At 72.2% G+C, this 26,485-nt stretch carries 24 protein-coding genes; 11 read left to right on the forward strand and 13 right to left on the reverse strand.

What is annotated here, in order from left to right:
- Positions 1–39 precede the first annotated feature (39 nt).
- The gene (dnaJ, locus tag AC0I8G_RS11105) at positions 40–1,161 is read right to left on the reverse strand and encodes a molecular chaperone DnaJ (RefSeq protein ID WP_380260235.1); all 1,122 of its coding nucleotides are present in this window, start codon (positions 1,159–1,161) and stop codon (positions 40–42) included.
- Between the two features lie 43 nt (positions 1,162–1,204).
- Positions 1,205–2,245 carry a heat-inducible transcriptional repressor HrcA gene (gene hrcA, locus AC0I8G_RS11110; RefSeq protein WP_380260236.1) on the reverse strand — a complete coding sequence of 347 codons (1,041 nt, stop codon included), beginning with the start codon at positions 2,243–2,245 and terminating at the stop codon, positions 1,205–1,207.
- A gap of 111 nt (positions 2,246–2,356) precedes the next feature.
- On the opposite strand from hrcA, the gene AC0I8G_RS11115 reads away from it, so the two are divergent.
- Both AC0I8G_RS11115 and AC0I8G_RS11120 read left to right on the forward strand, forming a co-directional pair.
- Positions 2,357–3,223, forward strand: a complete 867-nt coding sequence (locus AC0I8G_RS11115) for a DUF3097 domain-containing protein (RefSeq protein WP_471729967.1) — start codon at positions 2,357–2,359, stop codon at positions 3,221–3,223.
- Positions 3,224–3,244: 21 nt separating this feature from the next.
- Complete coding sequence (locus AC0I8G_RS11120; RefSeq protein ID WP_471729968.1) at positions 3,245–3,658, forward strand: DUF4870 domain-containing protein; 414 nt, start codon at positions 3,245–3,247, stop codon at positions 3,656–3,658.
- A 25-nt stretch (positions 3,659–3,683) separates the two neighbouring features.
- On the opposite strand, the gene AC0I8G_RS11125 is transcribed toward AC0I8G_RS11120, so the two are convergent.
- Genes AC0I8G_RS11125 through hemW form a run of 3 tightly spaced genes read right to left on the reverse strand, consistent with a single transcriptional unit; the run spans position 3,684 to position 6,480 of the window.
- Complete coding sequence (locus tag AC0I8G_RS11125) at positions 3,684–4,724, reverse strand: LLM class F420-dependent oxidoreductase (RefSeq protein WP_471729969.1); 1,041 nt, start codon at positions 4,722–4,724, stop codon at positions 3,684–3,686.
- A gap of 58 nt (positions 4,725–4,782) precedes the next feature.
- A complete protein-coding gene (locus AC0I8G_RS11130; RefSeq protein ID WP_471729970.1) occupies positions 4,783–5,232 on the reverse strand; it encodes an EVE domain-containing protein in 450 nt (149 codons plus the stop codon).
- Positions 5,233–5,274: 42 nt separating this feature from the next.
- Entirely contained in the window at positions 5,275–6,480 is a 1,206-nt protein-coding gene (gene hemW / locus AC0I8G_RS11135; protein ID WP_471729971.1) for a radical SAM family heme chaperone HemW, read from the reverse strand.
- 89 nt (positions 6,481–6,569) lie between these two features.
- Between hemW and AC0I8G_RS11140 the strand changes: the two genes are divergently transcribed.
- From AC0I8G_RS11140 to AC0I8G_RS11150, 3 genes are read left to right on the forward strand one after another with little or no spacing between them, the layout of a single operon-like run.
- Positions 6,570–6,860, forward strand: coding sequence for a metal-sensitive transcriptional regulator (locus AC0I8G_RS11140; protein ID WP_380260242.1), 291 nt, complete (start codon positions 6,570–6,572; stop codon positions 6,858–6,860).
- A 47-nt stretch (positions 6,861–6,907) separates the two neighbouring features.
- Entirely contained in the window at positions 6,908–7,093 is a 186-nt protein-coding gene (locus tag AC0I8G_RS11145) for a heavy-metal-associated domain-containing protein (RefSeq protein ID WP_471730080.1), read from the forward strand.
- 37 nt (positions 7,094–7,130) lie between these two features.
- Entirely contained in the window at positions 7,131–9,293 is a 2,163-nt protein-coding gene (locus AC0I8G_RS11150; protein ID WP_471730081.1) for a heavy metal translocating P-type ATPase, read from the forward strand.
- A 66-nt stretch (positions 9,294–9,359) separates the two neighbouring features.
- On the opposite strand, the gene AC0I8G_RS11155 is transcribed toward AC0I8G_RS11150, so the two are convergent.
- The 6 genes from AC0I8G_RS11155 to AC0I8G_RS11180 form a co-directional block, all read right to left on the reverse strand.
- Positions 9,360–10,544: a glycoside hydrolase family 1 protein gene (locus AC0I8G_RS11155; RefSeq protein WP_471729972.1), complete on the reverse strand. Its 1,185-nt coding sequence runs from the start codon at positions 10,542–10,544 to the stop codon at positions 9,360–9,362.
- A 35-nt stretch (positions 10,545–10,579) separates the two neighbouring features.
- On the reverse strand, positions 10,580–12,280 hold the full coding sequence (locus AC0I8G_RS11160; RefSeq protein WP_471729973.1) for an ABC transporter ATP-binding protein: 1,701 nt from the start codon (positions 12,278–12,280) through the stop codon (positions 10,580–10,582).
- Complete coding sequence (locus AC0I8G_RS11165) at positions 12,280–13,221, reverse strand: ABC transporter permease (RefSeq protein WP_471729974.1); 942 nt, start codon at positions 13,219–13,221, stop codon at positions 12,280–12,282. The genes AC0I8G_RS11160 and AC0I8G_RS11165 overlap by 1 nt, the downstream gene beginning before the upstream one ends.
- A 5-nt stretch (positions 13,222–13,226) precedes the next feature.
- Positions 13,227–14,270, reverse strand: a complete 1,044-nt coding sequence (locus AC0I8G_RS11170; protein ID WP_471729975.1) for an ABC transporter permease — start codon at positions 14,268–14,270, stop codon at positions 13,227–13,229.
- Positions 14,267–15,844, reverse strand: a complete 1,578-nt coding sequence (locus tag AC0I8G_RS11175) for an ABC transporter substrate-binding protein (RefSeq protein WP_471729976.1) — start codon at positions 15,842–15,844, stop codon at positions 14,267–14,269. Before AC0I8G_RS11175 ends, AC0I8G_RS11170 begins: the two co-directional genes overlap by 4 nt.
- A gap of 182 nt (positions 15,845–16,026) precedes the next feature.
- The gene (locus AC0I8G_RS11180) at positions 16,027–17,175 is read right to left on the reverse strand and encodes a LacI family DNA-binding transcriptional regulator (RefSeq protein ID WP_471729977.1); all 1,149 of its coding nucleotides are present in this window, start codon (positions 17,173–17,175) and stop codon (positions 16,027–16,029) included.
- A gap of 144 nt (positions 17,176–17,319) precedes the next feature.
- Here AC0I8G_RS11180 and AC0I8G_RS11185 point away from each other — a divergent pair, with 144 nt between their 5' ends.
- From AC0I8G_RS11185 to AC0I8G_RS11205, 5 genes are all read left to right on the forward strand, one after another.
- Positions 17,320–18,129, forward strand: coding sequence for a DUF1206 domain-containing protein (locus AC0I8G_RS11185; protein WP_471729978.1), 810 nt, complete (start codon positions 17,320–17,322; stop codon positions 18,127–18,129).
- A 172-nt stretch (positions 18,130–18,301) separates the two neighbouring features.
- A complete protein-coding gene (locus tag AC0I8G_RS11190; RefSeq protein WP_471729979.1) occupies positions 18,302–19,177 on the forward strand; it encodes a GTP-binding protein LepA in 876 nt (291 codons plus the stop codon).
- A gap of 16 nt (positions 19,178–19,193) precedes the next feature.
- On the forward strand, positions 19,194–20,195 hold the full coding sequence (locus AC0I8G_RS11195) for an acetylxylan esterase (protein ID WP_471729980.1): 1,002 nt from the start codon (positions 19,194–19,196) through the stop codon (positions 20,193–20,195).
- The gene (locus AC0I8G_RS11200) at positions 20,192–20,857 is read left to right on the forward strand and encodes a hypothetical protein (protein ID WP_471729981.1); all 666 of its coding nucleotides are present in this window, start codon (positions 20,192–20,194) and stop codon (positions 20,855–20,857) included. Before AC0I8G_RS11195 ends, AC0I8G_RS11200 begins: the two co-directional genes overlap by 4 nt.
- Before the next feature lie 31 nt (positions 20,858–20,888).
- On the forward strand, positions 20,889–21,872 hold the full coding sequence (locus AC0I8G_RS11205) for an LLM class flavin-dependent oxidoreductase (RefSeq protein ID WP_471730082.1): 984 nt from the start codon (positions 20,889–20,891) through the stop codon (positions 21,870–21,872).
- A gap of 62 nt (positions 21,873–21,934) precedes the next feature.
- On the opposite strand, the gene lepA is transcribed toward AC0I8G_RS11205, so the two are convergent.
- Entirely contained in the window at positions 21,935–23,782 is a 1,848-nt protein-coding gene (gene lepA / locus AC0I8G_RS11210) for a translation elongation factor 4 (RefSeq protein ID WP_471730083.1), read from the reverse strand.
- A gap of 171 nt (positions 23,783–23,953) precedes the next feature.
- Here lepA and AC0I8G_RS11215 point away from each other — a divergent pair, with 171 nt between their 5' ends.
- Entirely contained in the window at positions 23,954–24,889 is a 936-nt protein-coding gene (locus tag AC0I8G_RS11215; RefSeq protein WP_471729982.1) for a DUF4349 domain-containing protein, read from the forward strand.
- A gap of 39 nt (positions 24,890–24,928) precedes the next feature.
- Here AC0I8G_RS11215 and AC0I8G_RS11220 read toward each other — a convergent pair whose 3' ends face one another.
- The gene (locus AC0I8G_RS11220) at positions 24,929–26,464 is read right to left on the reverse strand and encodes a GGDEF domain-containing protein (protein ID WP_471729983.1); all 1,536 of its coding nucleotides are present in this window, start codon (positions 26,462–26,464) and stop codon (positions 24,929–24,931) included.
- Positions 26,465–26,485: the final 21 nt, after the last annotated feature.

Below are 26,485 nucleotides of genomic sequence, written 5' to 3' on the forward strand. Positions count from 1 at the left end.
GTGATCTTGCTGGGTCTCCCAGCAAGATCACGGTGCGGGTCAGCGACCGGAGAAGCGGCCGCGCAGCTTGGAGAAGACGCCCTGGTGGGCGGGGCCGAGCTTGCCGGCCGGCCGGACCTCGCCGCGCAGTTCGGCCAGGCGGCGGATCAGCTCCTCCTGCTCGTCGTCGAGGTCGCGCGGCGTCGTGACCTCCAGGGTGACGAGCAGGTCGCCGCGGCCCTGGGACCGCAGGTGCTCGGCGCCCTTCTGCTTGAGGGTGACGACCTCGCCGGCCTGGGTGCCGGGGCGGACCTCGACCTCCTCGTCACCGTCGAGGGTCTCCAGCGGGATGCTCGCGCCGAGCGCGGCCGCGGTCATCGGCACGTGCAGGGTGCAGAGGAGGTCGTCGCCGTTGCGGGTGAAGACCGGGTGCGGGCGTTCGTGGATCTCGACGTAGAGGTCACCGGGAGGACCGCCGGCCGTGCCGACCTCGCCCTGCGAGGCGAGCTGGATGCGGGTGCCCGTGTCGACGCCACCGGGGATGCGGATGGTCAGCGGGCGGCGGGCGCGGATGCGGCCCTCACCGGAGCACTCCAGGCACGGCGAGGGCAGCACGGTGCCGAAGCCGCGGCAGGTGGGGCAGGGCGCGCTGGTCATGACCTGGCCGAGCAGCGAGCGGACGACGCGCTGCACCGAGCCCTGGCCGTGGCAGATGTCGCAGGTCTGGGGGCTGGTCCCCGGCTGGCAGCAGGAGCCCTGGCACGTCGTGCACAGCACGGCGGTGTCGACCTGGATGGAGCGTTCGCCGCCGAACGCCGCCTCGGCGAGGTCGACGTCGACGCGGATGAGCGCGTCCTGGCCGCGTTGGGTGCGGCTGGCGGGAGCTCCCGCCCGACCGCCCCCGCCGCCCTGGCCGAAGAACGCGTCCATGATGTCGGAGAAGCCGAACCCCTGGCCGAAGCCGGCTCCGCCGCCGCCGGGCATGGACCCGCCGCGGTCGTAGGAGGCGCGCTTGTCGGGGTTGGAGAGCGTCTCGTAGGCCTGCGAGACCTCCTTGAACTGCTCTCCCGCGTCGGGGTTCACGTCCGGGTGGAGCTTGCGCGCGAGCTTGCGGTAGGCGCGCTTGATCTCCTCCGCCGAGGCGTCGCGGGAGACGCCGAGGACGTCGTAGTAGTCGCTCACGAGGTCGTGGTTCTCCTGTCGGTCTTCATCACGGGGCCGAGCTTCACTGGGACAGGATGCGGGAGACGTAGCGTGACACCGCACGCACCGCTGCCATCGTCGTCGGGTAGTCCATGCGGGTCGGCCCGAGCACGCCGAGGCGGGCGACGACGGTGTCCGGGCCCGTGCCGTAGCCGCTGGTCACGACGGAGGTGCCGTCGAGACCGAGGTGCAGGTTCTCGGCGCCGATCCGCACGGTGAGACCGCCGCGGTCGGCGTCCTCGGTCAGCTCCTGGACGAGGCGCAGGAGGACGACGTGCTCCTCGAGGGCCTCCAGGACGCTGCCGAGGGAGGTGCTGAGGTCGGCGCCGGACTTCACGAGGTTCGCGGTCCCGGCGATGACGACGCGTTCCTCCAGCCCTGCGGTGAGGCAGTCGCCCAGGGCGACGGCGACCTCCGCGGCGACGGCGAGGTCGCCGGGCGGGGTCTGCTGGACGAGGTCGGTGAGGTCGTCGCGGGCGTCGCGCAGCCGTTTGCCGACGACCCCGGCGTTGACGCGGGTGCGCAGGGCGGCGAGCTGGACGCCGAGGGACTCCGGGTCGGCGGCGGAGCGGACGTCGAGGACGCGCTGCTCGACGCGACCGGAGTCGGTGATGAGCACCAGCAGCGCGCTGCGCCCGCCGACGGGGACGAGCTCGACGTGGCGGACGGCGGCGCGCGAGAGCGAGGGGTACTGCACGACGGCGGCCTGGCGGGTGATCTGCGCCAGCAGCCGGACGGTGCGGTCGACGATGTCGTCGACGTCGTCGGCCCCTTCGAGGAAGGTCTGGATCGCCCGCTTCTCGGCCGGCGTCATGGGCTTGACGTTGGCGAGGCGGTCGACGAAGAGGCGGTAGCCCTTGTCCGTGGGGATGCGTCCGGCGCTGGTGTGGGGCTGGGTGATGTACCCCTCCTCCTCCAGCACGGCCATGTCGTTGCGGATGGTGGCCGGGGAGACGCCGAGCTGGTGACGCTCGACGAGCATCTTGGAGCCGACGGGTTCGTGGCTGGACACGTAGTCCTCGACGATGGCGCGGAGCACCGCGAGCCTGCGGTCGTCGCTCATCCCGTCCCCTCTCCCCACTGGCACTCGTGTCGTGCGAGTGCCAAGTCTAGGCCGTCACCGCACGGCCGCGCCTCCCCCGTCGACCACACGGGTCTGGTTAGCGTTCCGCGCGTGACCCGTTACGAAGACCGGTACGGCGGCGACGTGCTGTCCTCCGACCCGCACGCCCGCACGAACCCGAAGCCCGTGCACCGCGACGAACCCGCCGTGCACGGCCTGGTCGTGGAGGACGTGGAGACCGGCTGGGTCGGAGCCGTCGTCCGGGTGGAGAAGAGCGGTGGTGTCCACGTCGTCGTCCTCGAGGACGGTCGCGGGCGCACCCGGACCTTCCCGCTGGGCCCGGGGTTCTGGGTCGAGGGGCAGCCCGTGCGTCTCGTCGCACCGAAGGCCGCGGCCCCCGTGCGGGCCACCCGCACGGCCAGCGGTTCGGTGGCCGTGGCCGGGGTGGGCGCGCGGACGGCGCGCGCCTCGCGGATCCTCGTCGAGGGCCGGCACGACGCCGAGCTGGTCGAGAAGGTGTGGGGCGACGACCTGCGGATCGAGGGGGTCGTCGTCGAGATGCTCGACGGGGTCGACGACCTCGACGCCGCGATCCGCTCCCTCGCCCCGCAGCGCGGTCGCCGGATCGGGGTCCTGGTCGACCACCTGGTGCCGGGGTCGAAGGAGTCCCGGATCGTGGCGCAGGTGTCCAAGGGCCCGCACGTGCTGGTGCTGGGTCACCCCTTCATCGACGTCTGGCAGTCGGTGCGCCCGCAACGCCTGGGGTGGCAGCGGTGGCCGACGATCCCGCGCGGGCAGGACTGGAAGCACGGGATCCTCGCCGAGCTCGGCTGGCCGCACGCCACCCAGGCCGACGTCGCGCACGGCTGGAAGCGGATCCTCGGCACCGTCCGCAGCTTCGCCGACCTGGAGCCCGCGCTGCTCGGGCGGGTGGAGGAACTGGTGGACTTCGTGACGGCCGACCTGGACGACCGCTGAACGACGCGCCAGGATCGGAGGGTGAGCAACCCCCAGCACCCGCCGCCGCAGCAGCCGCCGATGTACTCCCCCGCGCCGATGACGCCCGCGGACGAACGGATGTGGGGGATGTTCGGCCACCTCTCCGCGATCGCGGCGTCCTTCGTCTCGTTGCCGTTCCTCGGCCCGCTGATCATCTTCCTGGTCTACAAGGACCGGAACGGGTTCGTGCGCGGGCACAGCGCCGAGGCCCTCAACATGACGATCTCCTTCGTGGTCTACGAGTTCGTGCTCGGCGTCGTCTGCTCGGTCCTGGCCCTGGTCACCTTCGGGCTGGCCTACGTCCTGATGGTCGTCCCGGCCGTCGTCTTCCTGGTCTGCGCGATCCTCGCGGCCGTCGCGGCGAACGGCGGCCGGGTCTACCGGTACCCGCTGATCTTCCGCCTGGTGCGCTGACCCCTCCCGGTGCGCTGGGCGGGGTTCAGGCGATGGCGCGCAGGTCCGCGGTCCGGGCCTCGAGGTCGCCGGCGAGGGGGATGACCGACACGGTGCTCACCCCGGCGGCGGCGTAGTCCGCCAGCCGGTTCCGCACGTGCTGCGCGGAACCCACCAGGCAGGTGGCGTCCAGGAACCCCGCGGGGACGGCGGCCGCGGCCTCCCGGTGCCGTCCGGCCAGGAAGTGCTCCTGGACCTCGTCGACGGCGTCGGAGAAACCGAGGCGACGACCGAGGTCGGCGTAGAAGTTCTTCTCCCGCGACCCCATGCCCCCCAGGTACAGGGCGACGTAGCGACGGACGGGGAGTTCGGCCCGGGTCCGCTCCTCCCCCGTCGCGTCGGTGAGCAGCAGCGCGACGCTCGCCGTGACCTCGAAACCTTCGGCGGGCCGGGTGCGCAGGGCGAACCCGGAGCGCAACTGGTCGAACTGCGTGGAGGAACTCTCCGGCACGAGGAACAGCGGCAACCACCCGTCGGCGATCTCGCCGGCGAGGGCGACGTTGCGCGGGCCGACGGCGGCGAGGTGGATCGGGAGGTCGGGGCGGGGCGGGGGTTGCATGAGCTTCAGCGGGATCCCCGGGCCGCCGGGCAGCGGCAGCGTGAGGTGTTCCCCGGCGTACTCGGAGGTCTGACGCGCGAGCAACCGCCGCACGACGTCGACGTACTCGCGGGTGCGCCCCAGGGGTTTCGCGAACGGCTGGCCGTACCACCCCTCGGCCACCTGCGGACCCGAGACGCCGAGCCCCAGGCGGAACCGGCCCCCGGAGATCCCGTCGAGGGTCGAAGCGCTCATCGCGGTCATCGCGGGGGTGCGGGCCGGGATCTGCAGGACGGCCGAGCCGAGCCCGATCCGCGACGTCCCCGCGGCCAACCAGCCCAGGACGCTGACCGCGTCGGTGCCGTAGGCCTCCGCGACCCAGGCCGAGGCGTAGCCGGCCTCTTCCGCCGCCCGCGCCAGCGACAGCGCCTGCGCCGCGGCGGGGCCGATCTCACCGGTGAGGTAGCCGAGGCTCAGTCCGAGGTCCACCCGCCCGACCCTAGACCTCGGCGCAGGACCCGGCGGGACCCGCCGGTGCGCGGTCGGCTCACGCAGGCACCTGGCCGAGCACGAGTCCGGCGAGCAGGGCGAAGTCCTGCGGGTCCAGCGGCACGAGGCCACGACGCAACCGGTACCCCCAGTTCGCGGACGCGGTCAGCGCCAGTCGGTCCCGGACCTCTTCGAGCGCCAGCGGCTGCACGGGTTCGTAGTCGACGAGACGACGGAACGGCCGGAACGAGCTGCCGGGCGCCATGACCTGCTCCGCCTGGAAGCTCTCGTCGTCGGCGACGACGCCGAGCGCGGTGAACGCCCGGAGCGGGACCCTGCCGCCCATCTCCTCGGTCGGGGAGTAGTAGACGAAACCGTCACCGCGCCGCAACCGGTCCAGCCCGGAACGCTTGCCGTGCTGGACCTGCGCGAAACCCTGCCGGACACCGATCCGCACGTGGGCGGCGCTGACGACACCGAGCCAGGCACGTTCTGGGAGCTTCTCCATGCCGGGCAGTCTCACCGGAGAAGGTGACACCTCCTGTCAGGTTCAGGCCAGGAGCTGACGCACGACCGCGTCGGCCAGCAACCGGCCGCGGCGGGTCAGCGCGACCCGACCACCGGGGGCCGGCTCGAGGAGGCCGTCGAGGAGCAGCTGCGCGGTCGCCGTCCGCACCCCCCACCAGGCGGGGTCGAAACCCTCGGACAGCCGGGACCGCAGCAGCACGTCCTCGACGCGGCGGTCCTCGGCGGCCAGGACCTCGCGGGCGTGGGCCGGGGACTCCCCGGCGCCGATGCGGCCGGCGTAGGCCGTGGGGTGCTTGACGTTCCACCACCGCAGGCCCCCGACGTGGCTGTGCGCTCCGGGGCCGATCCCCCACCAGTCACCGCCGCGCCAGTAGGCGAGGTTGTGCCGGCAGGCGAACCGGGGCTCGCGCGCCCAGTTGCTGACCTCGTACCAGGAGAAGCCGGCGGCCGCGAGGGTGTCGTCGACGATCTCGTACTTGTCGGCCTCGTCGTCGTCGGAGGGTTCCGGGACCTCGCCGCGGCGCATCTGCCCGGCGAGCTTCGTCCCCTGCTCGACGATGAGGGCGTAGGCCGAGACGTGGTCGGGTTCGCAGGACAGCGCCGCGTCGAGGCTGACGCGCAGGTCGTCCAGCGACTCCCCCGGCGTGCCGTAGATGAGGTCGAGGCTGACCTCCAGTCCCGCCTCCCGGGCCCAGCGCACGGCCAGCGGCACGCGGGCCGGGTCGTGGGTCCGTTCCAGCACGGCGAGGACGTGCGGGACGGCGGACTGCATCCCGAAGGACACCCGGGTGAAACCCGCGGCGGCGAGGCGCTGCAGGCCCTCGGGGGTCACCGAGTCCGGGTTCGCCTCGGTGGTCACCTCGGCGCCGGGCGCGATGCCGAGCTCGTCGCGGACGGCGCCCAGCATCAGCTCGAGGTCGGCGGCCGGGAGCAGCGTCGGGGTCCCGCCGCCGAAGAAGACGGTCTCGGCAGGGCGGACGGCGTCCCCGAGCACGCGGGCGGCGAGGCGGACCTCCTGCGCGGCGGTCGCGGCGTACGCGGCCTGCGAGCCACCACCACCGAGCTCGGTGGCGGTGTAGGTGTTGAAGTCGCAGTAGCCGCAGCGCACCGAGCAGAACGGGACGTGCAGGTAGACGCCGAAGGTGCGGTCCGCCGCGCCGCGCCGGGCGTCGGGGGGCAGCGACCCGTCGGTCGGGACGGGCTCGCCGTCGGGGAGGGTGCTCGGCACGCCCCCAGTGTCACCCCGCCACCGCCGCCGTGTCGTACCCCTAGGGGGTAGGGGTTGCGTGGGAAACCCCAGGGGGGTATCAAGGAGTCATGGAGAACGCAGTCGGGTACGCCGGTGAGAAGGACGAGGTCCTGAAGCGCCTGCGCCGGATCGAGGGTCAGGTCCGTGGCCTGCAGCGCATGGTCGAGGAGGACGTCTACTGCATCGACGTCCTGACGCAGGTCTCGGCGGCGACGAAGGCCCTGCAGGCCGTCGCGCTGTCGCTGCTCGACGACCACCTCGGGCACTGCGTCGCGCAGGCCGCCGCCGAGGGTGGTCCGGTCGCGGACGCCAAGATCAAGGAAGCCAGCGCGGCCATCGCGCGGTTGGTGAAGTCGTGAGTGACGTCGGGAGTGAGGCAACCGTGAACGAGTTCGACGTGTCCGGCATGACGTGCGAGCACTGCGTGCGGGCGGTGACCGAGGAGGTCTCGACCCTGCCCGGTGTCACCGACGTACGCATCACCCTCGTGCCCGGCGAGAACTCCACCGTGCACGTGACGAGCACCTCCCCCCTCGACCGGGCCGCGGTCGCCGCCGCCGTGGACGAGGCGGGTTACGAGCTGGCGGAGTGATCCCGTGAGCGATCGGGTCGAACTGCTCATCGGTGGCATGACGTGCGCGTCCTGCGCGAACCGCGTCGAGAAGAAGCTCAACCGGATGCCGGGCGTCGAGGCGAGCGTCAACTACGCGACGGAGAAGGCGCACGTCCTGCTGCCCGTCGGCACCGCCGTCGAGGCGGCGATCGAGGTCGTCGAGGCGACGGGGTACACCGCCACCGTGCCCACCCCCCTCCCCGAGAGCGAACCCGTCGTCTCCCAGGGGGATCCGGCGACGGAGGTCCTGCGGCGCCGGGTCCTGGTCTCCGCCGCGCTGGGGCTGCCCGTCCTGCTGCTCTCGATGGTCCCCGCCCTGCAGTTCACCAACTGGCAGTGGCTGGCCCTCACCCTGACCGCCCCGGTGGCGGTCTGGGGTGCGTGGCCGTTCCACCGCGCCGCGTTCGTGAACGCCCGCCACGGTGCGGCGACCATGGACACCCTCGTCAGCCTGGGTGTGATCGCCGCGTTCGCCACGTCGCTGGTGTCGCTGTTCCTCGGTGACGCCGGGATGCCCGGGATGCACATGGAGTTCTCGCTCTTCGGCGCAGGCGGTGACGAGCTCTACCTCGAGGTCGCCTCGGTCGTCACCGTGTTCGTGCTCGTCGGGCGCTACCTGGAGGCCCGGGCCCGGCGCAGTTCCGGCGCCGCGCTGCGGGCCCTGCTCGCGTTGGGGGCCAAGGACGTCGGGCTCCTCGACGACACCGGGGAACGTCGCGTCCCGATCGCGGAACTGCGGGTCGGGAACCGGTTCGTCGTTCGCCCGGGTGAGACGGTCGCGACCGACGGGACGGTGCTCGAGGGATCCTCCGCCATCGACCTCAGCATCGTCACGGGTGAGACCGTCCCCGTCGAGGTCACCGCGGGCGACGCCGTCGTCGGCGGCACCGTCAATGCCGGCGGCCGCCTCGTCGTGCGCGCCACGCGCGTCGGGGCCGACACCCAGCTCGCCCGGATCGGTCGCCTCGTCGAGGCGGCCCAGTCGGGAAAGGCTGCGGCGCAACGGCTCGCGGACCAGGTGTCGGGGATCTTCGTGCCCGTCGTCCTCGTCGGGGCGGTGGCGACCCTCGTCGGCTGGCTGCTGGCCGGGGCCTCCCCCGGTGCGGCTCTGACGACGGCCGTCGCGGTCCTCGTCATCGCCTGTCCGTGCGCGCTCGGGCTCGCGACCCCGACCGCGCTGCTGGTCGGCACCGGGCGCGGCGCCCAGCTGGGGATCCTCGTGAAGGGCCCAGAGGTCCTGGAGTCCACCCGGCGCATCGACACCGTCGTGCTCGACAAGACCGGCACCGTGACGAGCGGCCGGATGACCCTCGTCGACGTCGTGCCCGCGGCCGGGGTGTCCCCTGAGGACCTGCTGCGCGCGGCTGGTTCGCTGGAGGACGCCTCGGAGCACCCCGTGGGCCGGGCGCTGGCCGCCGGGGCCCGGGCGCGGGTCGCGCTCTCCTCCGTGCGGGACGTGGTCGCCGCGGCGGGGGCCGGGATCGCCGGCGTCGTCGACGGTTCGCCCGTCCGCGCCGGTCGTCCCGACTGGGTGGGGGTTCCCGTGCCTACGGAACTCTCCGGCGCCCTGGAGCAGGCCGAGTCCGCCGGACGCACGGCCGTCCTGGTCGCCTCCGCCGGCCGGGCCCTCGGCGTGCTGTCGGTCGCGGACACCGTGCGCGAGACCAGCGCTGAGGCCGTCGCCGGTCTGCGGTCGCTGGGCCTGCACCCGGTGCTGCTCACGGGCGACAACGAGCGGACGGCACGGGCCGTCGCCGCCGCCGTCGGCATCGACGACGTCACCGCGGGTGTCGCTCCCGAGGACAAGGTCGCCCACGTCGCCCGGTTGCAGGCCGAGGGGCACGTCGTCGCGGTCGTCGGGGACGGCGTCAACGACGCCGCGGCCCTCGCGACCGCCGACCTCGGCATCGCGATGGGCAGCGGCACGGACGTGGCGATCGAGGCGAGCGACCTCACCCTGGTGCGGGCCGACCTGCAGGCCGCCGTCGACGCGGTCCGGTTGGCGCGGCGCACGCTGTCCACGATCCGCGGGAACCTGTTCTGGGCCTTCGCCTACAACGTCGCGGCCCTGCCGGTGGCGGCGGCCGGGCTGCTGAACCCCGTCGTCGCGTCCGCGGCGATGGCGTTCTCGTCGGTGTTCGTCGTCACGAATTCGCTCCGCCTCCGCCGTTTCCGCTGACCGACTCCTGGGGAGCTTTCCACCCTTCCGCGTGCCGAGAAGGGTGGAAAGCTCCCCAGGAGTTGGTCAGCGGAGGGCGTTGGCCTTCGAAACCTCACCCAGCCAGTGGGCAGAGGGCTTGGGGTGGCGTTCGAAGGTCTCGCGGTCCCAGGCGATCAGGCCGAAGGTGGGACGGAACCCCGACGCCCACTCGTAGTTGTCGAGCAGGCTCCAGTGCAGGTACCCGCGGACGTCGATCCCGTCCTCGAGGCACGCATGGACTCCCTCGAGCGCACCCTGGGTGTAGGCGATCCGACGGGAGTCGTCGGCGGTCGCGATGCCGTTCTCGGTGACCATCAGCGGGACCCCGCCGGTCAGTTTCCAGGCCGAGCGCAGCCCGTCGGCCGCGGCCTGCGGGTAGAACTCCCACCCGGTCAGCGTGGTCTCGACGTCGTCGGCCACGGGGACCGGGCCGTCCGGGCCGACGAAGGTGCGGGTGTAGGCCTGCACGCCGACGAAGTCGTTGCCCCGGGAGTTCTCGAGGTACCAGTCGTCACGCGGGTGGCCGTAGGTGTGGAGCGTCTCCTCCGCACCCGGTTCGCCCGTGCTCTTGAACGCCTGGGTCGCGATCGTCCAGCCCGACTTCACCTCCGGCAGCTGCGAGAGCACGTCGCGGGCCCGTTCGTGCGAGGCCAGCAGCTGGTCGGCCACGTGCAGGTCCGGGTTCGGCAGCCCGTGCGCGACGAGGTTCGAGGCGTTCTCTCCCCCGGCCAGCATCGCCGCGATGTTGGGTTCGTTGATCGTGCAGACCCAGTCCACGTCGCGGACGACGGGCAGGGCCGCCTCCACGTAGCGGCCGAACAGGTCGACGGCGTCGTCGGCGCGCCAGAACCCGTCGCGCTCGAACCAGCGCGGCACCGTGAAGTGCATGAGGGTCACGACCGGTTCGACCCCGAACTCGCGGCAGGTGTCGACCATGCGCCGGTAGTGGTCGAGCGCGGCCCGGGACACGAACCCGCGCTCGGGCTCGATGCGGGCCCACTCGACGCTGAACCGGTAGGAGTTCAGGCCGAGGTCGGCCAGGAGGCGGATGTCCTCGCGGTAGCGGTGGTAGCTGTCGGCCGCGTCGCCCGAGGGCTCCACGATGCCGCGGGTGGTGGCTGCGTCGGGTTCGTGCTCGTGGGCCCACCAGTTGCTGGCGACGTTGCCGCCCTCGATCTGGTGCGCGGCCGTGGCGGCACCCCAGAGGAACCCCTCGGGGAAGCGGAGCATGGGTCGTCCTTCCGGTGTCTCGGAGAGCAGTCGCGTCAGCGCGTGTGCGCGCGGGCGGGGTTCGGGACGGCGTCCAGGAGCTGCACCGTGTAGGGGTCGGTGGGGTGCTGCAGGACGTGCGCCGTCGACCCGCGTTCGACGACGCGACCCTCGTGCAGGACGAGGATGTCGTCGGTGATGAGCCGGGCGCTCAGCAGGTCGTGGGTGATGTAGAGCAGCGACAACCCGAGCCGTTCACGCAGTTCCTCGAGGAGGGCCAGGACGCCGGCGCGCAACGACACGTCGAGCATCGACACCGGTTCGTCGGCGATGAGCACCTGCGGTTCGCAGGCCAGCGCGCGGGCGATGACGACCCGCTGACGTTGCCCGCCCGAGAGCTGGTGCGGGAGCTTCTGCGCGAACTGGCCGGTCGGTGCGAGGCCGACGGTCTCCAGGATCTCGTGGACCCGACGGCGGGCGTCGGCGCCCTCGAGGTCGGTGTGGTTCAGCACCGGACGGGTCAGCTGGTACTCCACCGTGTGCAGCGGGTTCAGCGCCGCGTAGGGGTCCTGGAACACCATCTGCACGTTGCGGTGCAGGGCCTTGAGACCCCGACCGTTGAGCTTGCCGATGTTCAGGTCGCCGTGGGAGACCGAACCCTCGGTGGGGGCCTCGACGCCGGTGATCATCTTCGCGAGGGTCGACTTCCCGGAACCGCTGGCCCCGACCAGCGCCAGCGCACCGCCGGGTTCCAGGGTGAAGGAGACGTCCTGCACGGCGTGGACGGGGGCTTCGCCCCGACGCGGCGCCGGGTAGGTCTTCGAGACCCCGTCGACGACGATCGCGGAACCGCCGGGACGACCGTGGTCGAGGCGGGGACGCAGGCTGCGGTCCTCGAACCCGGGCAGCGAGACGACCTCCCCGCGCGGGTCGGCGTAGTGGCTCAGCAGCATCCGGGTGTACTCGTCGTGGGGGTCCTCGTGGACCTGCTGCGAGGTCCCGTCCTCGACGATCCGTCCCTCGTGCATGACCAGCACGCGATCGGCCGTCTCCAGGACGATGCCGAGGTCGTGGCTGATGAGCACCGCGGTGAAACCCTCGGTGCGCTGGAGCGCGGTGATGGTGTCCATCACCGCGTGCTGCACCAGCACGTCGAGCGCCGTCGTCGGTTCGTCGAAGACGACCAGCTGCGGGTCCAGCGACAGCGCCAGCGCGATCGAGACCCGTTGCCGCATCCCGCCGGAGAGTTCCCCGGGGAAGCGGTCGAGGACCTTGGTCTCCAGTTCGACCTTGCCGAGCAGTTCCGCCGCCCGGTCCCGCCAGTGCGCCCGCGGTACGTGGCCGTGGGCCCGGAAGACGTCGACGAAGTGGTCGCGGATCCGGCGCACCGGGTTCAGGGCGTTCATCCCGGACTGCAGGACCATCGCGAACCCGCCGTGGCGCTGGCGGCGGAGCTGTTCGTCGTCGAGTTCGCGGACGTCGTGCCCGCCGAAGAGGATCTGGCCGCCGTTGGTGCGGGCCGGGGGCTTCTGCAGCCGGGTGATGGCGTAGCCGAGGGTCGACTTGCCCGACCCCGACTCCCCCACCAGGCCGACGAACTCGCCGCGGCGCAGCGTGAACGAGACGTGGTCGACGGCCTGGACGGGGTCCTGGCCGTCCGACTCGTAGACGACGGACAGGTCGCGCACGTCCAGCAGCGGTTCGCCGAGCTCGCCCCCGGAACGCGATCCGGTGCCCAGGGTGTCGGGGCTGGTCATCACTTCCCCTTCCGAGCGGTCTTGCGAGCGGTCTTGACGGTGCCCTCGCGCAACCTGGGGTTGCTGACGGCGTCGACGCCGAAGTTGATGAGGGTCAGGCTCATGGCCAGCAGGGCGATGCAGAGACCGGGGGCGAACAGCAGGGCCCACTGCCCGGTGAGCAGCGCGCTGGAGTTCTGCGCCCAGTAGATCATCGTCCCCCAGCTGACGACGGAGGTGTCACCGAGGCCCAGGAACTCCAGCCCCGCCTCGGCGAGGATCGCCGCGGTCGCCGCGCCGAAGAAGCTCCCGACGATGAGCGAGGTCATGTTCGGCAGGATCTCGCGGAAGACGATGCGAGCCGAGGAGTCGCCGGAGAACCGGGCCGCCTCGACGAAGTCGCGGGAGCGCAGCGACTGCGTCTGGGACCGCAGGACGCGGGCGCCCCAGGCCCAGCCGGTGATGACGATCACCGCGATGATGACGGTGATGCCACCGTTCTGCAGGTAGGCCGCGATGACGATCATGAAGGGCAGGCCCGGGATGACGAGGAACAGGTTCACCACGAACCCGATGACCTCGGCCACCCACCCGCGGGTGTAACCCCAGGACAGACCGACGAGCACGGCGACGACCGTCGCGAGCAACCCGGCGGTGAACCCGACGAGGACGCTGATCCGGGCCCCGTGGACCAGTTGGCTCAGGACGTCCTCACCGGCGGCCGTGGTGCCCAGCCAGTGCGCCGCGGAGACGTCCTGGCCGCCTTCGAAGCTGTTGTCCTTGCCGTCGTAGGGCGCGATCAGCGGCGCGAACACCGCGACCAGCAGGAAGAACACCAGGACGACGACGCCGACCCGGGCCTTGCGGTTGGACCAGACGGTCGCGGCGGAGCGGGCGACGGTGCGCCAGGCGCTCGGTCCGCGTTCGACGCTGAGATCGCTCGGGGTGGTCGAGGTGGCCACGGGGATCACTTCCGGGTGCGGGGGTCGAGGAGGCCGTAGAGCACGTCGACGAGGAAGTTCGCGACGAGGACGCTCACGGTGATCATGAGGAACAACGCCTGCATCAGCGGGTAGTCCTGCCCGATGACGGCGTTGAAGAGCAGGTAGCCGATGCCCGGGTACCCGAAGACCTGCTCGACCAGCACCGACCCGCCGACGACCCCGCCCAGCGACAGCCCGAAACCGGTGAGGTTCGGCAGGATCGCGTTGCGGGCGGCGTAGCGGATCGCGACGGTGCGACCGCGCAGACCGTTCGCCTCGGCGAAGGTGACGTAGTCGTCGCCGAGGGTGTTGATCATCGCGTTGCGCATCCCGAGGATCCAGCCGCCCAGCGAGGTCAGCAGGATCGTGATGGCCGGCAGCGCCGCGTGGGCGAGGGCGTCCCCGAAGAAGTCGAGACCGAACGCGGGGGTCGTCGTCGCGGAGTAGGCGCCCGTCGTCGGGAACCAGTGCAAGACGTAACCGAGGAAGAACAGCAGCAGCAACGCGGTCCAGAAGTACGGGAACGTCGAGAGGAAACTGCCCGAGAGGGTCGGCAGCGCGTCCAGCCAGGTCCCGCGCTTCCACGCCGAGGCGACGCCGATGAGGGTCCCGATCACGAACGCCAGCACCGTGACCGCACCGACCAGCACCAGGGTGTAGGGCAGTGCCTGCGACACCATCGAGGAGACGGTCTGCGGGTAGAACGTGTAGGAGACCCCGAAGTCCAGGGTGAGCACCTGGTGCAGGTACGAGACGTACTGCGAGAGCAGGTTGCCGTCCGGGACCCCGAGCTGCGCCTCGATGGCGGCGCGGGTGGCGGGGCTGACGGGCCCGTTCTGGGAGAGTTTCGCGACCGCCGCGTCGGCCGGGGTACCCGGCATCAGCCGCGGCAACGCGAAGTTGACGGTGACGGCGGCCCAGAGGGTGAGCACGAACAGGCCGAGCTTCCCGAGCAGGTAGCGACCGGGGAACCCGGCTCCGGGCACCCGGGAGACCCGGGGTGCCGCGGCGGTGTCGAGGGCGGTCATGCCGCACTCCCCTTCCCGGCGAGCCGGAGGCGGGTGAAGATGCCCAGCGGCGCGGAGTCGTAGTTCTGCGGGGCCATGTACGGGTCGGCCTCGGTGGGCCAGCCGGTGAACTTGGCGTCGTTGTAGAGACCCCAGAGCCCGCCGTAGTAGAGCCCGATGACGGGCAGCTCGTCGTAGACCTTCTGCTGCAGCGCCTGCGCGGCGCGCAACTGGGCGGCGGGGTCGGTGGAGGACTTGAACGCCGTCAACAGGTCGTCGACGGTCGTGTCGGAGAACCGTTCGTAGTTCGCCTGCGTCGTCTTCCCCACGTCGGTGACGAAGTCGCTGGACATCAGGTCGTTGAAGGCACGGAACACGTCGCCGCCGCCCATGCCGCCGATCGCGACCTCGAACTCGCCGTTGCCCAGCGCCGACTGGTACCCCGCCGGCTGCGGGAGCTGGAGGGAGACGTCGAGGCCGATCTCACCGAGCTGGCGCTGGACCTCCTGGGCCGCGCGGGTCCAGTCGGTGTAGCCGTTGGCGGAGGTGAGGGCGAAACCCAGCTGCTTCCCGCTCGCGTCGACCAGCTTCTCCCCCTGCAGGGTCCAGCCGGACCGCGCGAAGGCGGCGAGCGCCCCGTCGCGGTCCTGGGCGACCATCCCCTGGTCCGGGATGTCGGGGTTCAGCCACTCCTGCTGGTTGGGCAGCATCAACCCGGTCTGGCCGGCGGGTTGCATGTACCCCTCGCTGGCCACCTGGGCGATGCGGGCCCGGTCCAGGGCCAGCGACATCCCGCGGCGCACGTCGACGTCGTCGAAGGGGGCGACGGTGTGGTTCGGGACGAGGGCGATGATGCCGCCGGGCGGGAACCAGAACTTGTTGTGCTCGCTGGCCGCGCCCCACGTCCCCTCGACGTCGGAGATGAACGAGTAGCTCCAGTCGTAACCGCGGGTGACGGTGTCGAGCTGGTTGCTGGTGCCCGGCAGGATCAGGTGGGCGATCTCGATCTTCTCGGCCTGCCAGTAGTCCTCGTTGCGGTCCATCGAGTACTGCTGCGGGTTGTAGTTGCCCAGCACGAAGGGTCCGGTGCCGACGGGGTTCTCGTTGCGGAACGTCGAGGGGTCCGCGACGTCGCTCCACAGGTGCCGCGGCACGATGCAGGTGACGCCGAGGACCGCGAGCGCCGGAACGTCGTCGGTCTGCAGGTGGAAGACGACGTGGTCGCCCTGCACCTCGAGGGAGTCCAGGTGCTGCCAGGCGCCCTTGGTGTCGAGGGAGGGGTTCGCCTGGAACAGGTCGAAGGTGAACTTCACGTCGTCGGCGGTGAACTCCTCGCCGTCGCTCCACCGCGCCTGCCGGATCGTCATGTCGATCGTGCGGGCGTCGGGGAGTTCCCAGGACTCGGCGAGCCAGGGGATCTGCTCGCCGTCGAGGGGGTTCACCAGGACGAGGGGTTCGTAGATCCACGTGGACGCGGTCCGCTTGTTCGTCAGGTACGGGTTGAAGTTCCTGTCGAAGAGCGGGTTGCCCTTGTCCGCGTTGATCAGCATGGTGTCGGCGCCGATCGTCGGATCGGCCTGACTGCGCACCTGCACGCTGCATCCGCTGAGTCCTGCGGCACTCGCGAGCGCGGCACCTGCACCGAACCCTGCGAGCACTCCCCGGCGCCTCACGGCCGGGCCCTGCCGAAGCGTCATCGCTCTCGACCTCCACGTCGTCGTCCCCGCCAACGTATGCGCTTACATCGCGCGGTGCAAGCCCGTGCCGCCAGAACGGCTCAGAGCGTGGGCGGGCAGCTCTCCCGCAGCAGCACCTCGACGGGGAGCCGGGTGTCCAGCCGCGGCGCCTGCGGCAGCGCGAGGCGGTCGACGATCGCGCGCACCGCGGCCCGCCCCAGTTCCGCCATGGGCTGGGCGACGGTGGTCAGGGGCGGCTCGGTGAAGCGGGAGACGTCGATGCCGTCGAACCCGGTCACCAGGACGTCCCCGGGGACCGAGAGCCCGCCGGCCCGGACCGCGTCGAGCGCCCCCAGCGCGGACTGGTCGTTGGCGCACACCAGCGCCCGCGGCGTCCGCTCCCGCAGCAGCCGGGTCACCGCCTCGAAGGCCCGGTCCCCCCGGAAGTCCCCGCGCAGCACCGGGACGGCCTCCGGCGCCACCCCGGCCGCGGCCAGCGCGGCGAGGAATCCCCGACGCCGCTCGGCCTCGTCCGGGGAGTCCTGCGGACCGGCGACGTAGACGACGTCGCGGACCCCGAGGGTGGTGACGACGTGGGTGGTGAGGGCTTGCATGCCCGCGGCGTTGTCGACGCTCACGTGGTCGAACCCGTCGGTGCGGGTCGCGTCGGCCAGCACCACGACGGGGATGCGCCGCGCCACGTGGGCCAGCAGGTCGTCGGAGACCGTGCGGGCCAGCACGGCGAGCCCGTCGACCCGGCCGGCGATGTCGTTGACGATGACCTCCCGGCTCGGTCCCCGTCCGGCCGCGACCATCAGGGCGAACCCGCGCCGCCAGGCCTCCACCTCGGCCCCGCGCAGGACCTCGTCGAAGTAGAGGTTGCGCATGGCCGGCGCCGGTCCCGGTCGACGGTCGTCGACGATCCGGACCCCACCCCGCAGCGTCATCGCGGGTCGCGGGTCGCGGACCGCCTCGTCGCGTGGGTCCTCGCCGTCGAGTCCGTCGTGACCGGGGAAGCACAACCCGATCACCCCGGTCCGCCGTCCGGCGAGCGCACGGGCGTTGCCGGAGGGGACGTAGCCGAGGTCCCGCACGGCCGTCATCACCCGTTCGCGCGTCGTCTCCCGGACGGCGTCGGGGGTGCGCAGGACGCGGGACACGGTGGCGATGGAGACGCTCGCGCGGTCGGCGACGTCGTAGACCGTGGGTGCCTTGCCGCCGGAGGTTCCCGGGGACGACGTGGCCGCCATGGCTGCGCGCCTCCTGCTCGCTCGTGCTCGTCCCGCGTTCGAGCGGTCACCACCGCAGAGCGCGGTGGGCTCGGACGATGCTACGGCGCTCCCCGGATCCCACCACCGGTTGCGGCGCGGGCCCCGGGGTCCAACCCTGTTCCGATGAACAGCAGGAACGTCCAGTCCCGGGCCGAAGAGGGTGCCCGTCGGGGTGAGGCCTTCGCCCGGGCCCACGAGGCCGGGGTGAAGCGCGTCGGGCGCGTGGGCGTGGCGGCCGAAGGGGTGGTCTACCTGCTCATCGCCTGGCTCGCGGCGCAGGTGGCGCTGGGTTCCGGCAGCGGTTCCGCCGACTCCAGCGGTGCGCTCGGCCAGATCGCCTCGAAGCCCTTCGGGGAGGTCCTGCTGGTCGTCCTGGCCCTCGGCTTCGTCGCCCTGCTCGCCTGGCAGGTCGTGGCGGCGATCACCGCGGACAAGACCTCGCGCCGGGTGAGCGCCGCGGCCAAGGCCGTGGCCGCCGCCGCGCTCGCGGTGTCGTCGCTGAAGTTCGTCGCCGGGGGCGGCTCCTCCAGCGGTCAGCAGCAGCAGACCGTCACCCAGCGTGTCCTCGAGGCTCCCGGCGGGGCCGTCCTGGTCGTGGTCGTGGGTCTCGTGATCGTCGGGATCGGGGTCGCGACGGTCGTGCGCGGGCTCCAGAAGAAGTTCGAGGACAAGGTCGAGGGCTCGCTCTCGCCCGCCCTGACCGGACTGGGGGTCGCCGGCTGGGTCGCCCGCGGTATCGCCTTCGCCGTCCTGGGCGTGCTGGTCGTCGTCTCGGCGGCCGGCGACACGGGCAAGTCCCGCGGTCTGGACGCCGCCTTCCACGAGATCGCCGCCCAGCCCTTCGGCACCGTCGCGCTCCTGCTGGTCGCCCTCGGGCTCGCGGCCTACGCCGTCTTCCAGCTGATCACGGCCCGGCGCCGCAGCCGGGCCTGATCGGCTCGGCCCACCGTGAGAACGTGATCTGACCGGGACAGCGGCCCGGGAACCAATCCGGTCGAGGATCGGTTGCGAACTGAGGGTGGCCTTACGAACGCGGATGCCGAACCGGCACACTGGTCCGCGGCAGTCCATCCCCAGACTGGGATCTCACGGAAGCAGGAGTCACGTGTCTCGCAAGATCATCACCCCGGGGGACATCCGCGACCACGTCCTGCGCCTCGGGGAGAAGTACCCGCCGATCAGCCTGGACTCCGTCGACCGCACGGTGCACGACCCCCGCCGGGTGCGCGACACCTTCGGCCACGTCATCGACTACCTGGCGCGCGTGGAGCTCGAGGTGGACCGCAACGTCCTCGAGCTGCTCACGCTGCTGCCGGACGTCTCCGAGACGGACCGCCTCTTCTACGCCGACGTCTGGCAGCCCCAGGAGATCCAGCACGGGCTGATCCTGGACCGGTTGCAGCAGGACATCGACATCGCCCCCGCCGACCCCAACACCGACGACGTGAACGCCAAGATCCGGCTGCTGGGGTCCCTGGCGCACTTCAAGCCCGTCCAGGAGGTCGCGCGGCTGCTCTACTACCTGACCGGCGCCGCGACGGAGAAGTCCGCGGTCGTGGCCTACAACCTGCTCGTGGACGGCCTCGACGGGATCGGCGAGACGGCGATCTCGAAGACGGTCGTGCAGCCCATCCGCCGTCAGGAACCGGGCCACTTCGCCTTCTACCGGCTCTCGGCGACGGAGATGATCCAGCAGAACGTCCTCGCCCCCTGGCAACTGCGACTGGCGAAGGTCCTGCGCCGCAAGTCCTTCGGCCTGGTCGGCGCGCACAACCCGCAGTACAAGGCGCAGCTCGGGGGGATCCTCAGCACCCTTGGCCTGGCCGAGAAGCTCGAGGACTTCGGCGCCCAGATCGGTCTGGTCGAGCGTGAGCTGCTGTGGGCGCGCGACCAGGGCATGCGCGTGCCCGACTACATCATGGCCGCGCTCAAGGACACGATCGAGCAGTTCCGCACCCAGGGGCTGCCCCGCCTCGTGTGAGCAGTAGCGTTCCACCGTGCCGCTGACCGATCTCCCGCTGGCCGAGCTCCGCACCTACCGCGGTGACGTGGCCGAACCCGCCGACTTCGACACCTTCTGGGCCGACAGCCTGGCCCTGGCCCGTGCCCACGACCTCGCGGTGACGCTGTCGCCGTACGAGGGGCCGGCGCTGCCCGCGCTGCAGGTCCACGACGTGCGCTTCGCGGGCTGGGCCGGTGATCCGATCGCCGCGTGGCTGATCCGCCCCGCGCACCTGACCGGCCCGCTGCCGGTCGTCGTGGAGTTCATCGGCTACTCCGGGGGACGGGGTCTGCCGGTGGACCGGACGACCTGGGCCGCCGCGGGCTTCGCCCACCTCGTCGTCGACACCCGCGGGATGGGGCAAGACACCCCCGACCCGGACCCGAGCGCCCCCGCGGGACAGTGGTTCGGCGGGTTCATGACCAAGGGGATCACCGACCCGGCGACGTACTTCTACCGCCGGGCCTACGTCGACTGCGCCCGCGCCGTGGACGTCGCGCACGCCCTGCCCGCCCTCGGGATCGACGTCGACACCAGCCGGGTGGTCGTGCGCGGCGGCAGCCAGGGCGGGGCGTTCACGCTCGCCGCGGCGGGCCTGTCCGGGGACCGGGTCGCCGCGGCGCTCGTCGACGTCCCGTTCCTCTGCCACGTCCGTCGCGCGGTGGACACCGCCCCCGACGGCCCGTTCCCCGAGGTCGTCCAGTACCTCCGACGGCACTCCCCCGAGGCCGTCGAGCAGACGTTCACCACGCTGTCCTACGTCGACGGGGCGAACTTCGCGGCCCGGGCGAGCGTCCCCGCCCTCTTCAGCGTCGCCCTCATGGACCCCGTCTGCCCGCCCTCGACGGTGTTCGCGACCTACAACCGCTACGGCGAGCGCAGCGGCCGGGACGTGGACAAGGACATCGACGTGTGGGAGTTCGCCGACCACGGCGGGGGTCTCGGGTTCCAGGTGCAGCGTCAGTTGCGCTTCCTCGAGCGCCTCGGGCTCCGGTGAGCGGGTTCGAGCCGGAGGTCGACCCGTGGGCCCTGTCCCTGGTGGCCCGCGTCGAACGTGAACCGCTCCCCACCCACACCGACGTCCTCGTCGCCGCGGCCCGGGCCGTCGTCCTGCTGCTGGACGACCCCCGGACCACCGACCCCGAGGGTGAGCTCCACGACGCGGTCCAGGCCTGGCGCGACCGGCGGATCCGCAAGATCTGCCGCCGCGCCCGCGGCGCGAAGTGGGACCGCACGGCTGGGCTCCCGCACGTCGAGGCCTCCCACGGGGACGCCGTGGTCCGGGTCTTCGCCCCGCACCCGCGCGACGAGGTGCCGCCTGCGCTGAGACCCCTGCAGGTCGGCGGCCTCGACCTCACCGACCCGGAGGACCTCCGGGCGCCCGGTCCCGACGGGCTGCTCACGATCCGGCTCAGCCCCGGGGTGACGATGACCACGGGCAAGGCCGCCGCGCAGGTCGGGCACGCCGCCCAGCTCGCGTTCGAGCAGCTGCCCGCGGCCCGGGTGGACCCGTGGCGGGCAGCGGGTTTCCCGGTGCGCGTCGTGACCGGGGCCCCGGTCCTGGCGGCCGCCGGACGGATCGACGTGCGCGACGGCGGTTTCACCGAGGTCGCGCCGGGAACGGTCACCGCCAGTGCAGGTTTCGAAGGGACGGTCTGACGTGCCGGAACAGGGTGTGGCGCTGCGGCGCATGGGGTTCCTGACGATCGGGTCGTTCGACCCGGCCGATCCCGGACCCGGCCACGAGACGACGCTGGAGGTCGTGGAACTCGGTGAGCAGCTGGGTTTCGACTCGGCGTGGCTGCGTCACCGGCACCTGCAACCAGGGATCTCCTCCCCCGTCGCGGTGCTCGCGGCCCTGTCCCAGCGGACCAGCAGGATCCACCTGGGGACGGCGGTCACCCCGTTGGGCTGGGAGAACCCGCTGCGCCTGGCCGAGGACCTCGCGACGGTCGACGTCCTCACCGGCGGTCGTCTCGAACCCGGCGTGAGCGTCAGCACGCCCATGCAGTACGAACGCGTCAAGGCGGCGCTGTACCCCGACACCGCCGACGTCGAGGACTTCGGCTACGAACGCGTCCTGCGGTTGCAACGGTTCCTGCGCGGTGACCCCGTGACCGACTTCGCCGGGACCGAGGGCATCGAGGTGTTCTCCGACCGGGTGGAACCGCACTCCCCCGGACTGGCGGACCGGCTCTGGTACGGCGGCGCGAGCCTGGCGTCGGCGCGGTGGAGCGGTGAGCAGGGGATCAACCTGCTGGCCTCCAGCGTCGTCCGCTCCGAGGACGGGTCCAGCGACTTCGCCGCGATCCAGGCCGGGCACCTCGAGGCGTTCCGCGCGGCGCACCCCACGGGGCGCACCTCGCAGGGACTGGTCGTGATCCCGACCGACACCGCCACCGCCACGCAGCGCGCCAGGTACCAGGCCTACGTCGACGCCCGGACCCCGCGCACCCGGGAACCGCAGGGCCCCGGCCGGTTGCTGTTCGCCCCCGACGTCATCGGGTCCAGCGAGGAGATCGCCGGGCAGTTGTGGGCGCACGTGGGGTTCCGCCTCGTCGAGGAGGTCGCCTTCGCCCTGCCGTTCGGTTTCGAGCACGAGGACTACGTGCAGATCCTCACCGACATGGCGACCCGTCTGGGCCCCCTCCTCGGCTGGTCACCCGCCCCCTGAACCGCCCCCTGAACCGACCGTGGTCCCGCGGGGAGACCCAGCGGGACCACGGATCGGGGAGGTTACTTCTTGGCGTTCTTGGGGTCCGCCGCGTCGGAGGAGAGCGCGGCGATGAAGGCCTCCTGGGGCACCTCGACCCGCCCGACCATCTTCATGCGCTTCTTCCCCTCCTTCTGCTTCTCCAGCAGCTTCCGCTTGCGGGTGATGTCCCCGCCGTAGCACTTCGCGAGGACGTCCTTGCGGATGGCGCGGACGTTCTCCCGGGCGATGACCCGGGCCCCGATGGCGGCCTGGATCGGCACCTCGAACTGCTGGCGGGGGATGAGGTCCTTGAGCTTGCCGGCCATCATCACCCCGTAGCCGTAGGCCTTGTCCCGGTGCACGATCTGGCTGAACGCGTCGACCTGCTCGCCCTGCAGCAGCACGTCGACCTTCACCAGGTCCGCGGCCTGCTCGCCGTCCACGTCGTAGTCGAGGGAGGCGTACCCGCGGGTGCGCGACTTCAACTGGTCGAAGAAGTCGAAGACGATCTCGGCTAGCGGCAGCCGGTAGCGCATCTCGACGCGGTCCTCGGAGAGGTAGTCCATGCCCTGCAGGTCCCCGCGACGCTGCTGGCACAGTTCCATGACCGCGCCGATGAACTCGGCGGGGCACAGGACGGTGGCGCGCACGACCGGTTCCCGGACCTCGGCGATCTTGCCCTCGGGGAACTCCGAGGGGTTGGTCACCTCGACGACCCCCTTGTCCTCCAGCGTGACCTGGTACGGAACGCTGGGGGCGGTGGAGATCAGGTCGAGGTTGAACTCGCGCTCGAGGCGCTCGCGGACGATCTCGAGGTGCAGCAGTCCGAGGAACCCGATGCGGAACCCGAACCCCAGGGCGACCGAGGTCTCCGGTTCGTAGCTCAGCGCCGCGTCGTTCAGCTTCAGCTTGTCGAGGGCGTCGCGCAGCAGCGGGTAGTCGGACCCGTCGATGGGGTACAGCCCGGAGAACACCATCGGCTTCGGGTCGCGGTAGCCGCCCAGCGCCTTCGTCGAGGGTTTCGCCGCGTTGGTGACGGTGTCACCGACCTTGGACTGGCGGACGTCCTTCACCCCGGTGATGAGGTACCCGACCTCACCGACCCCGAGGCCCTTCGACGGCGTGGGCTCGGGCGAGCTCACCCCGATCTCGAGGAGCTCGTGCGTCGCCCTCGTCGACATCATGACGATCTTCTCCCGCGGGGAGAGGCTGCCGTCGATGACGCGGACGTAGGTGACGACCCCGCGGTAGGTGTCGTAGACGGAGTCGAAGATCATCGCGCGGGCCGGACCGTCCGGGTCGCCGACCGGGGACGGGATCTGCTGCACGATCTGGTCAAGCAGCGGTTCGACCCCGACGCCGGTCTTGCCCGACACCCGCAGGCAGTCCTCGGGTTCGCAGCCGATGAGCTTGGCCAGTTCCTCGGCGAACTTCTCGGGCTGCGCGGCCGGGAGGTCGATCTTGTTGAGCACCGGGATGATCGTGAGCTCGTTCTCCATGGCGAGGTAGAGGTTCGCCAGCGTCTGCGCCTCGATCCCCTGCGCCGCGTCGACGAGCAGCACGGCGCCCTCGCAGGCGGCCAGCGAGCGGGAGACCTCGTAGGTGAAGTCGACGTGCCCCGGGGTGTCGATCATGTTCAGCGCGTAGTCGGTGCCCTGGTGGCCCCACGGCATGCGCACCGCCTGCGACTTGATCGTGATGCCGCGCTCGCGCTCGATGTCCATGCGGTCGAGGTACTGCGCGCGCATGGCCCGCGAGTCGACGATGCCGGTCAGCTGCAGCATGCGGTCCGCCAGCGTCGACTTGCCGTGGTCGATGTGGGCGATGATGCAGAAGTTGCGCAGCAGCTCCGGCGGCGTCGAGGCGGGTGCCGGTGAGGCGGCGGCCATCGGGGACACGGGCGGGGAGCACCTCTCGATCGGGCGGGCAGACGAACCCCCATGGTCGCACGTCCGCCCCCTCTCCCGTCCGTCTGCACGTCCCCGTGCGCGGGAACCGGCGGGTGCGCAGCGGCGTCCCAGCTCCACGGTCACGGCGACCGAACCCGCTGGAGGTGCCCGATGCCCGAGCCGACTCCCCCGTCCACCCGTTCCACCCCGTCCCGGGGCCGGCTCCTGGCCGCGCCCGCCGTGGCCCTGGTCCTGGTGCTGGGGGCCGCCGCCTGCAGCGGGTCCGGCGCCGGCTCGGACGGCTCCGGTTCCGGTTCCTCCCAGGGCATGGCCGACAGCGGCGGGGACACCGCCGGCACGGCGGAGGGGGGCAGCGTCGCCGCCCCGGCGGAGGGTGCGGAACCTGCGGCCGTCGCGGCCGTCGGGGACGCCCAGCGTGCGGTCGTCTCGACCGGGACGATCGCGGTCCGGGTGGAGGACCTCCCGAGCGCGACCACCGCCGTCGAGGCGTTGACGACCGGGGCGGGCGGGTCGGTCGCGGCCAGCCAGGTGGGCGCCGCGGGCGAGGACCAGCAGGCCCACCTCACCCTGCGGGTCCCGTCGGCGTCCTTCGAGGACGTGCAGGCGGGCGTCGCGGAGCTCGGTCAGCAGACCGACCGCTCGACGACGTCCACGGACGTGACGGCGGAGGTCGCCGACGTGGACAGCCGGGTGGCGTCGGCGCAGGCCGTCCTCGTGACCTTCCGCGAGCGGTTGCCGCAGGCGAGGACGATCCCGGACGTCCTGGCCATCGAGGGCGAGATCGCCACCCGGCAGGCGGACCTGGAGGCGCTGCAGGCCCGGCAACGGGTGCTGGCGGACCAGGTGTCGCTGGCCACGCTGGACGTGACGTTGACCCAGGGCGCTCCGACGTCGATCGTCGCGGCGAGCGACCCCGGGTTCCGGGGCGGGCTGGGGGCGGGGTGGCACGCGCTCGGTGAGTTCCTGCGGGTGGCGTCCCTCGTGCTCGGGGCGGTGCTGCCGTTCGTGGTGCCGGTGGCGGTCGTGGCCGTTCCGGTCCTGCTGCTGCGCCGGCGTCGGACGCGCAGGACCGCACCGGCGGAGTGAGGCCGGGACGCGCCTTCCGGGCCCCGTGCGGCCGAGAGCTCAGACCAGGCTCTGCGCGGCGGCGTCCTGACGTCGGCGCTTGACGGCGTACATGTCGCGGTCGGCGGCCGCGAGGACGTCGGGCCAGGGCGTGGCACCGGCGTCCACCGTGGCGACCCCGACGCTGGCCGTGGCGGGGACCGGGCCCTCCAGCCGAGCGGCGCGGCGCAGGCGCACCGCCCAGCCGCCGAAGGTCGCCGCCCCCGCGGGCAGGACCGCGGCGACCAGGAACTCGTCGCCGCCGAGACGACCGTGCAGGTCGCCGCTGCGTCCCACCGCGGTGAGGGAGGCGGCGAGGGCCTGCAGGACGCGGTCGCCGGCCGAGTGCCCGTGGACGTCGTTGATCTCCTTGAACCGGTCGACGTCGACGTAGGCGACACCGAGCTGCTCGTGGGCGGGGTCCAGGACGGGCAGGACCGCCTCGAACCAGGCGTCGATGCCGCTGCGGTTGAGCAGTCCGGTCAGCGGGTCGCGGGTCGCGGCGTCACGCAGCTGGGTCGTCAGGTCCTCCAGGACGACGGCGCGGGCGCGGGCGGCGGCGTGACTGGCCTCCCGGCTGAGCTGGTCGGAGATGAGACGGGCGAAGACGTCCATGGTCGCGAGGTCCTGCGGCTCCACCACGACGCTCTCGCGGCTCGCCGCGCACAGCGTTCCGAGGACCTCCTGGCTCGCACCGAGGAGGGGGACGCTGACGTAGGTGGTGATGCCCAGCTGGCGGGCGGCCACGCTGTCCCCCCAGACGGCGGGGACGTCGTCGGTGACCTGACGTCCCTCCTCCAGGGAACGGCGGCACAGCGTGTCGGACCAGTCGACCGTCAGGCCCTCGGGGATCTCCAGACCGCCCGTGTTGGAGGAGTGCACGATCCGCTGCTGGTTGCCGGCCCAGTCGATCATCGTGAGGTACGTCGACTCCAGGCCCACCACGTCGTGCAGGAGTTCGAGCAGGGGCCGGGTCAGGTGCTCGAGGTCGTGGCCCCCGCTGACGGCGGCGGCCACCGCGGGCAGCGCCCCACGGTTCCCGCGCGGCACGAGCGGCCCGGGAACCTGCCGGGCCTCCTCGCGGGAGACCTCCTCGACGTAGGCGGCGACGGTGTTCAGGGTGACGAGGTCGCGTTCGCTCAGGCTCGGGGTCGCCGTCCTGGACGCACCGCACACGGTGCCCGTGACGCGCCCGTCCCGGGTCAGCGGGACCCCGGCGTGGGCGCCGAGGTCGAACAGGACGCGGTGGGGGTGGGCACTGATGGTGGAGCGGGCCGTGTCGGGCACCAGGGGGGCGAGTTCACCCGTCGCGATCAGGTGGCAGAGCGTCTCCGACGCGGGGTGCGAGAGTCCGAGGAGGACCTCGCCGACCCCGTCCCGGGACCCGACGTGGGTGATGACGCGCTGGCCGTCGCGGAACTCCCCGAGGAAGGCGACCTCGAGCTGCAGGTCCTCCGCGAGGGCGGTCAGGGCACCGGTGATGCGTTGGTCGGCCGTCCCCTCCTGGGCGCGCAGGAGCGTGAGCAGCACGTCGCGCACGGGCGTGGGAAGAGCCATGGCTCTGGTGTCGGGCGTCCA

This window comes from Kineococcus sp. AC630 (assembly GCF_979255925.1).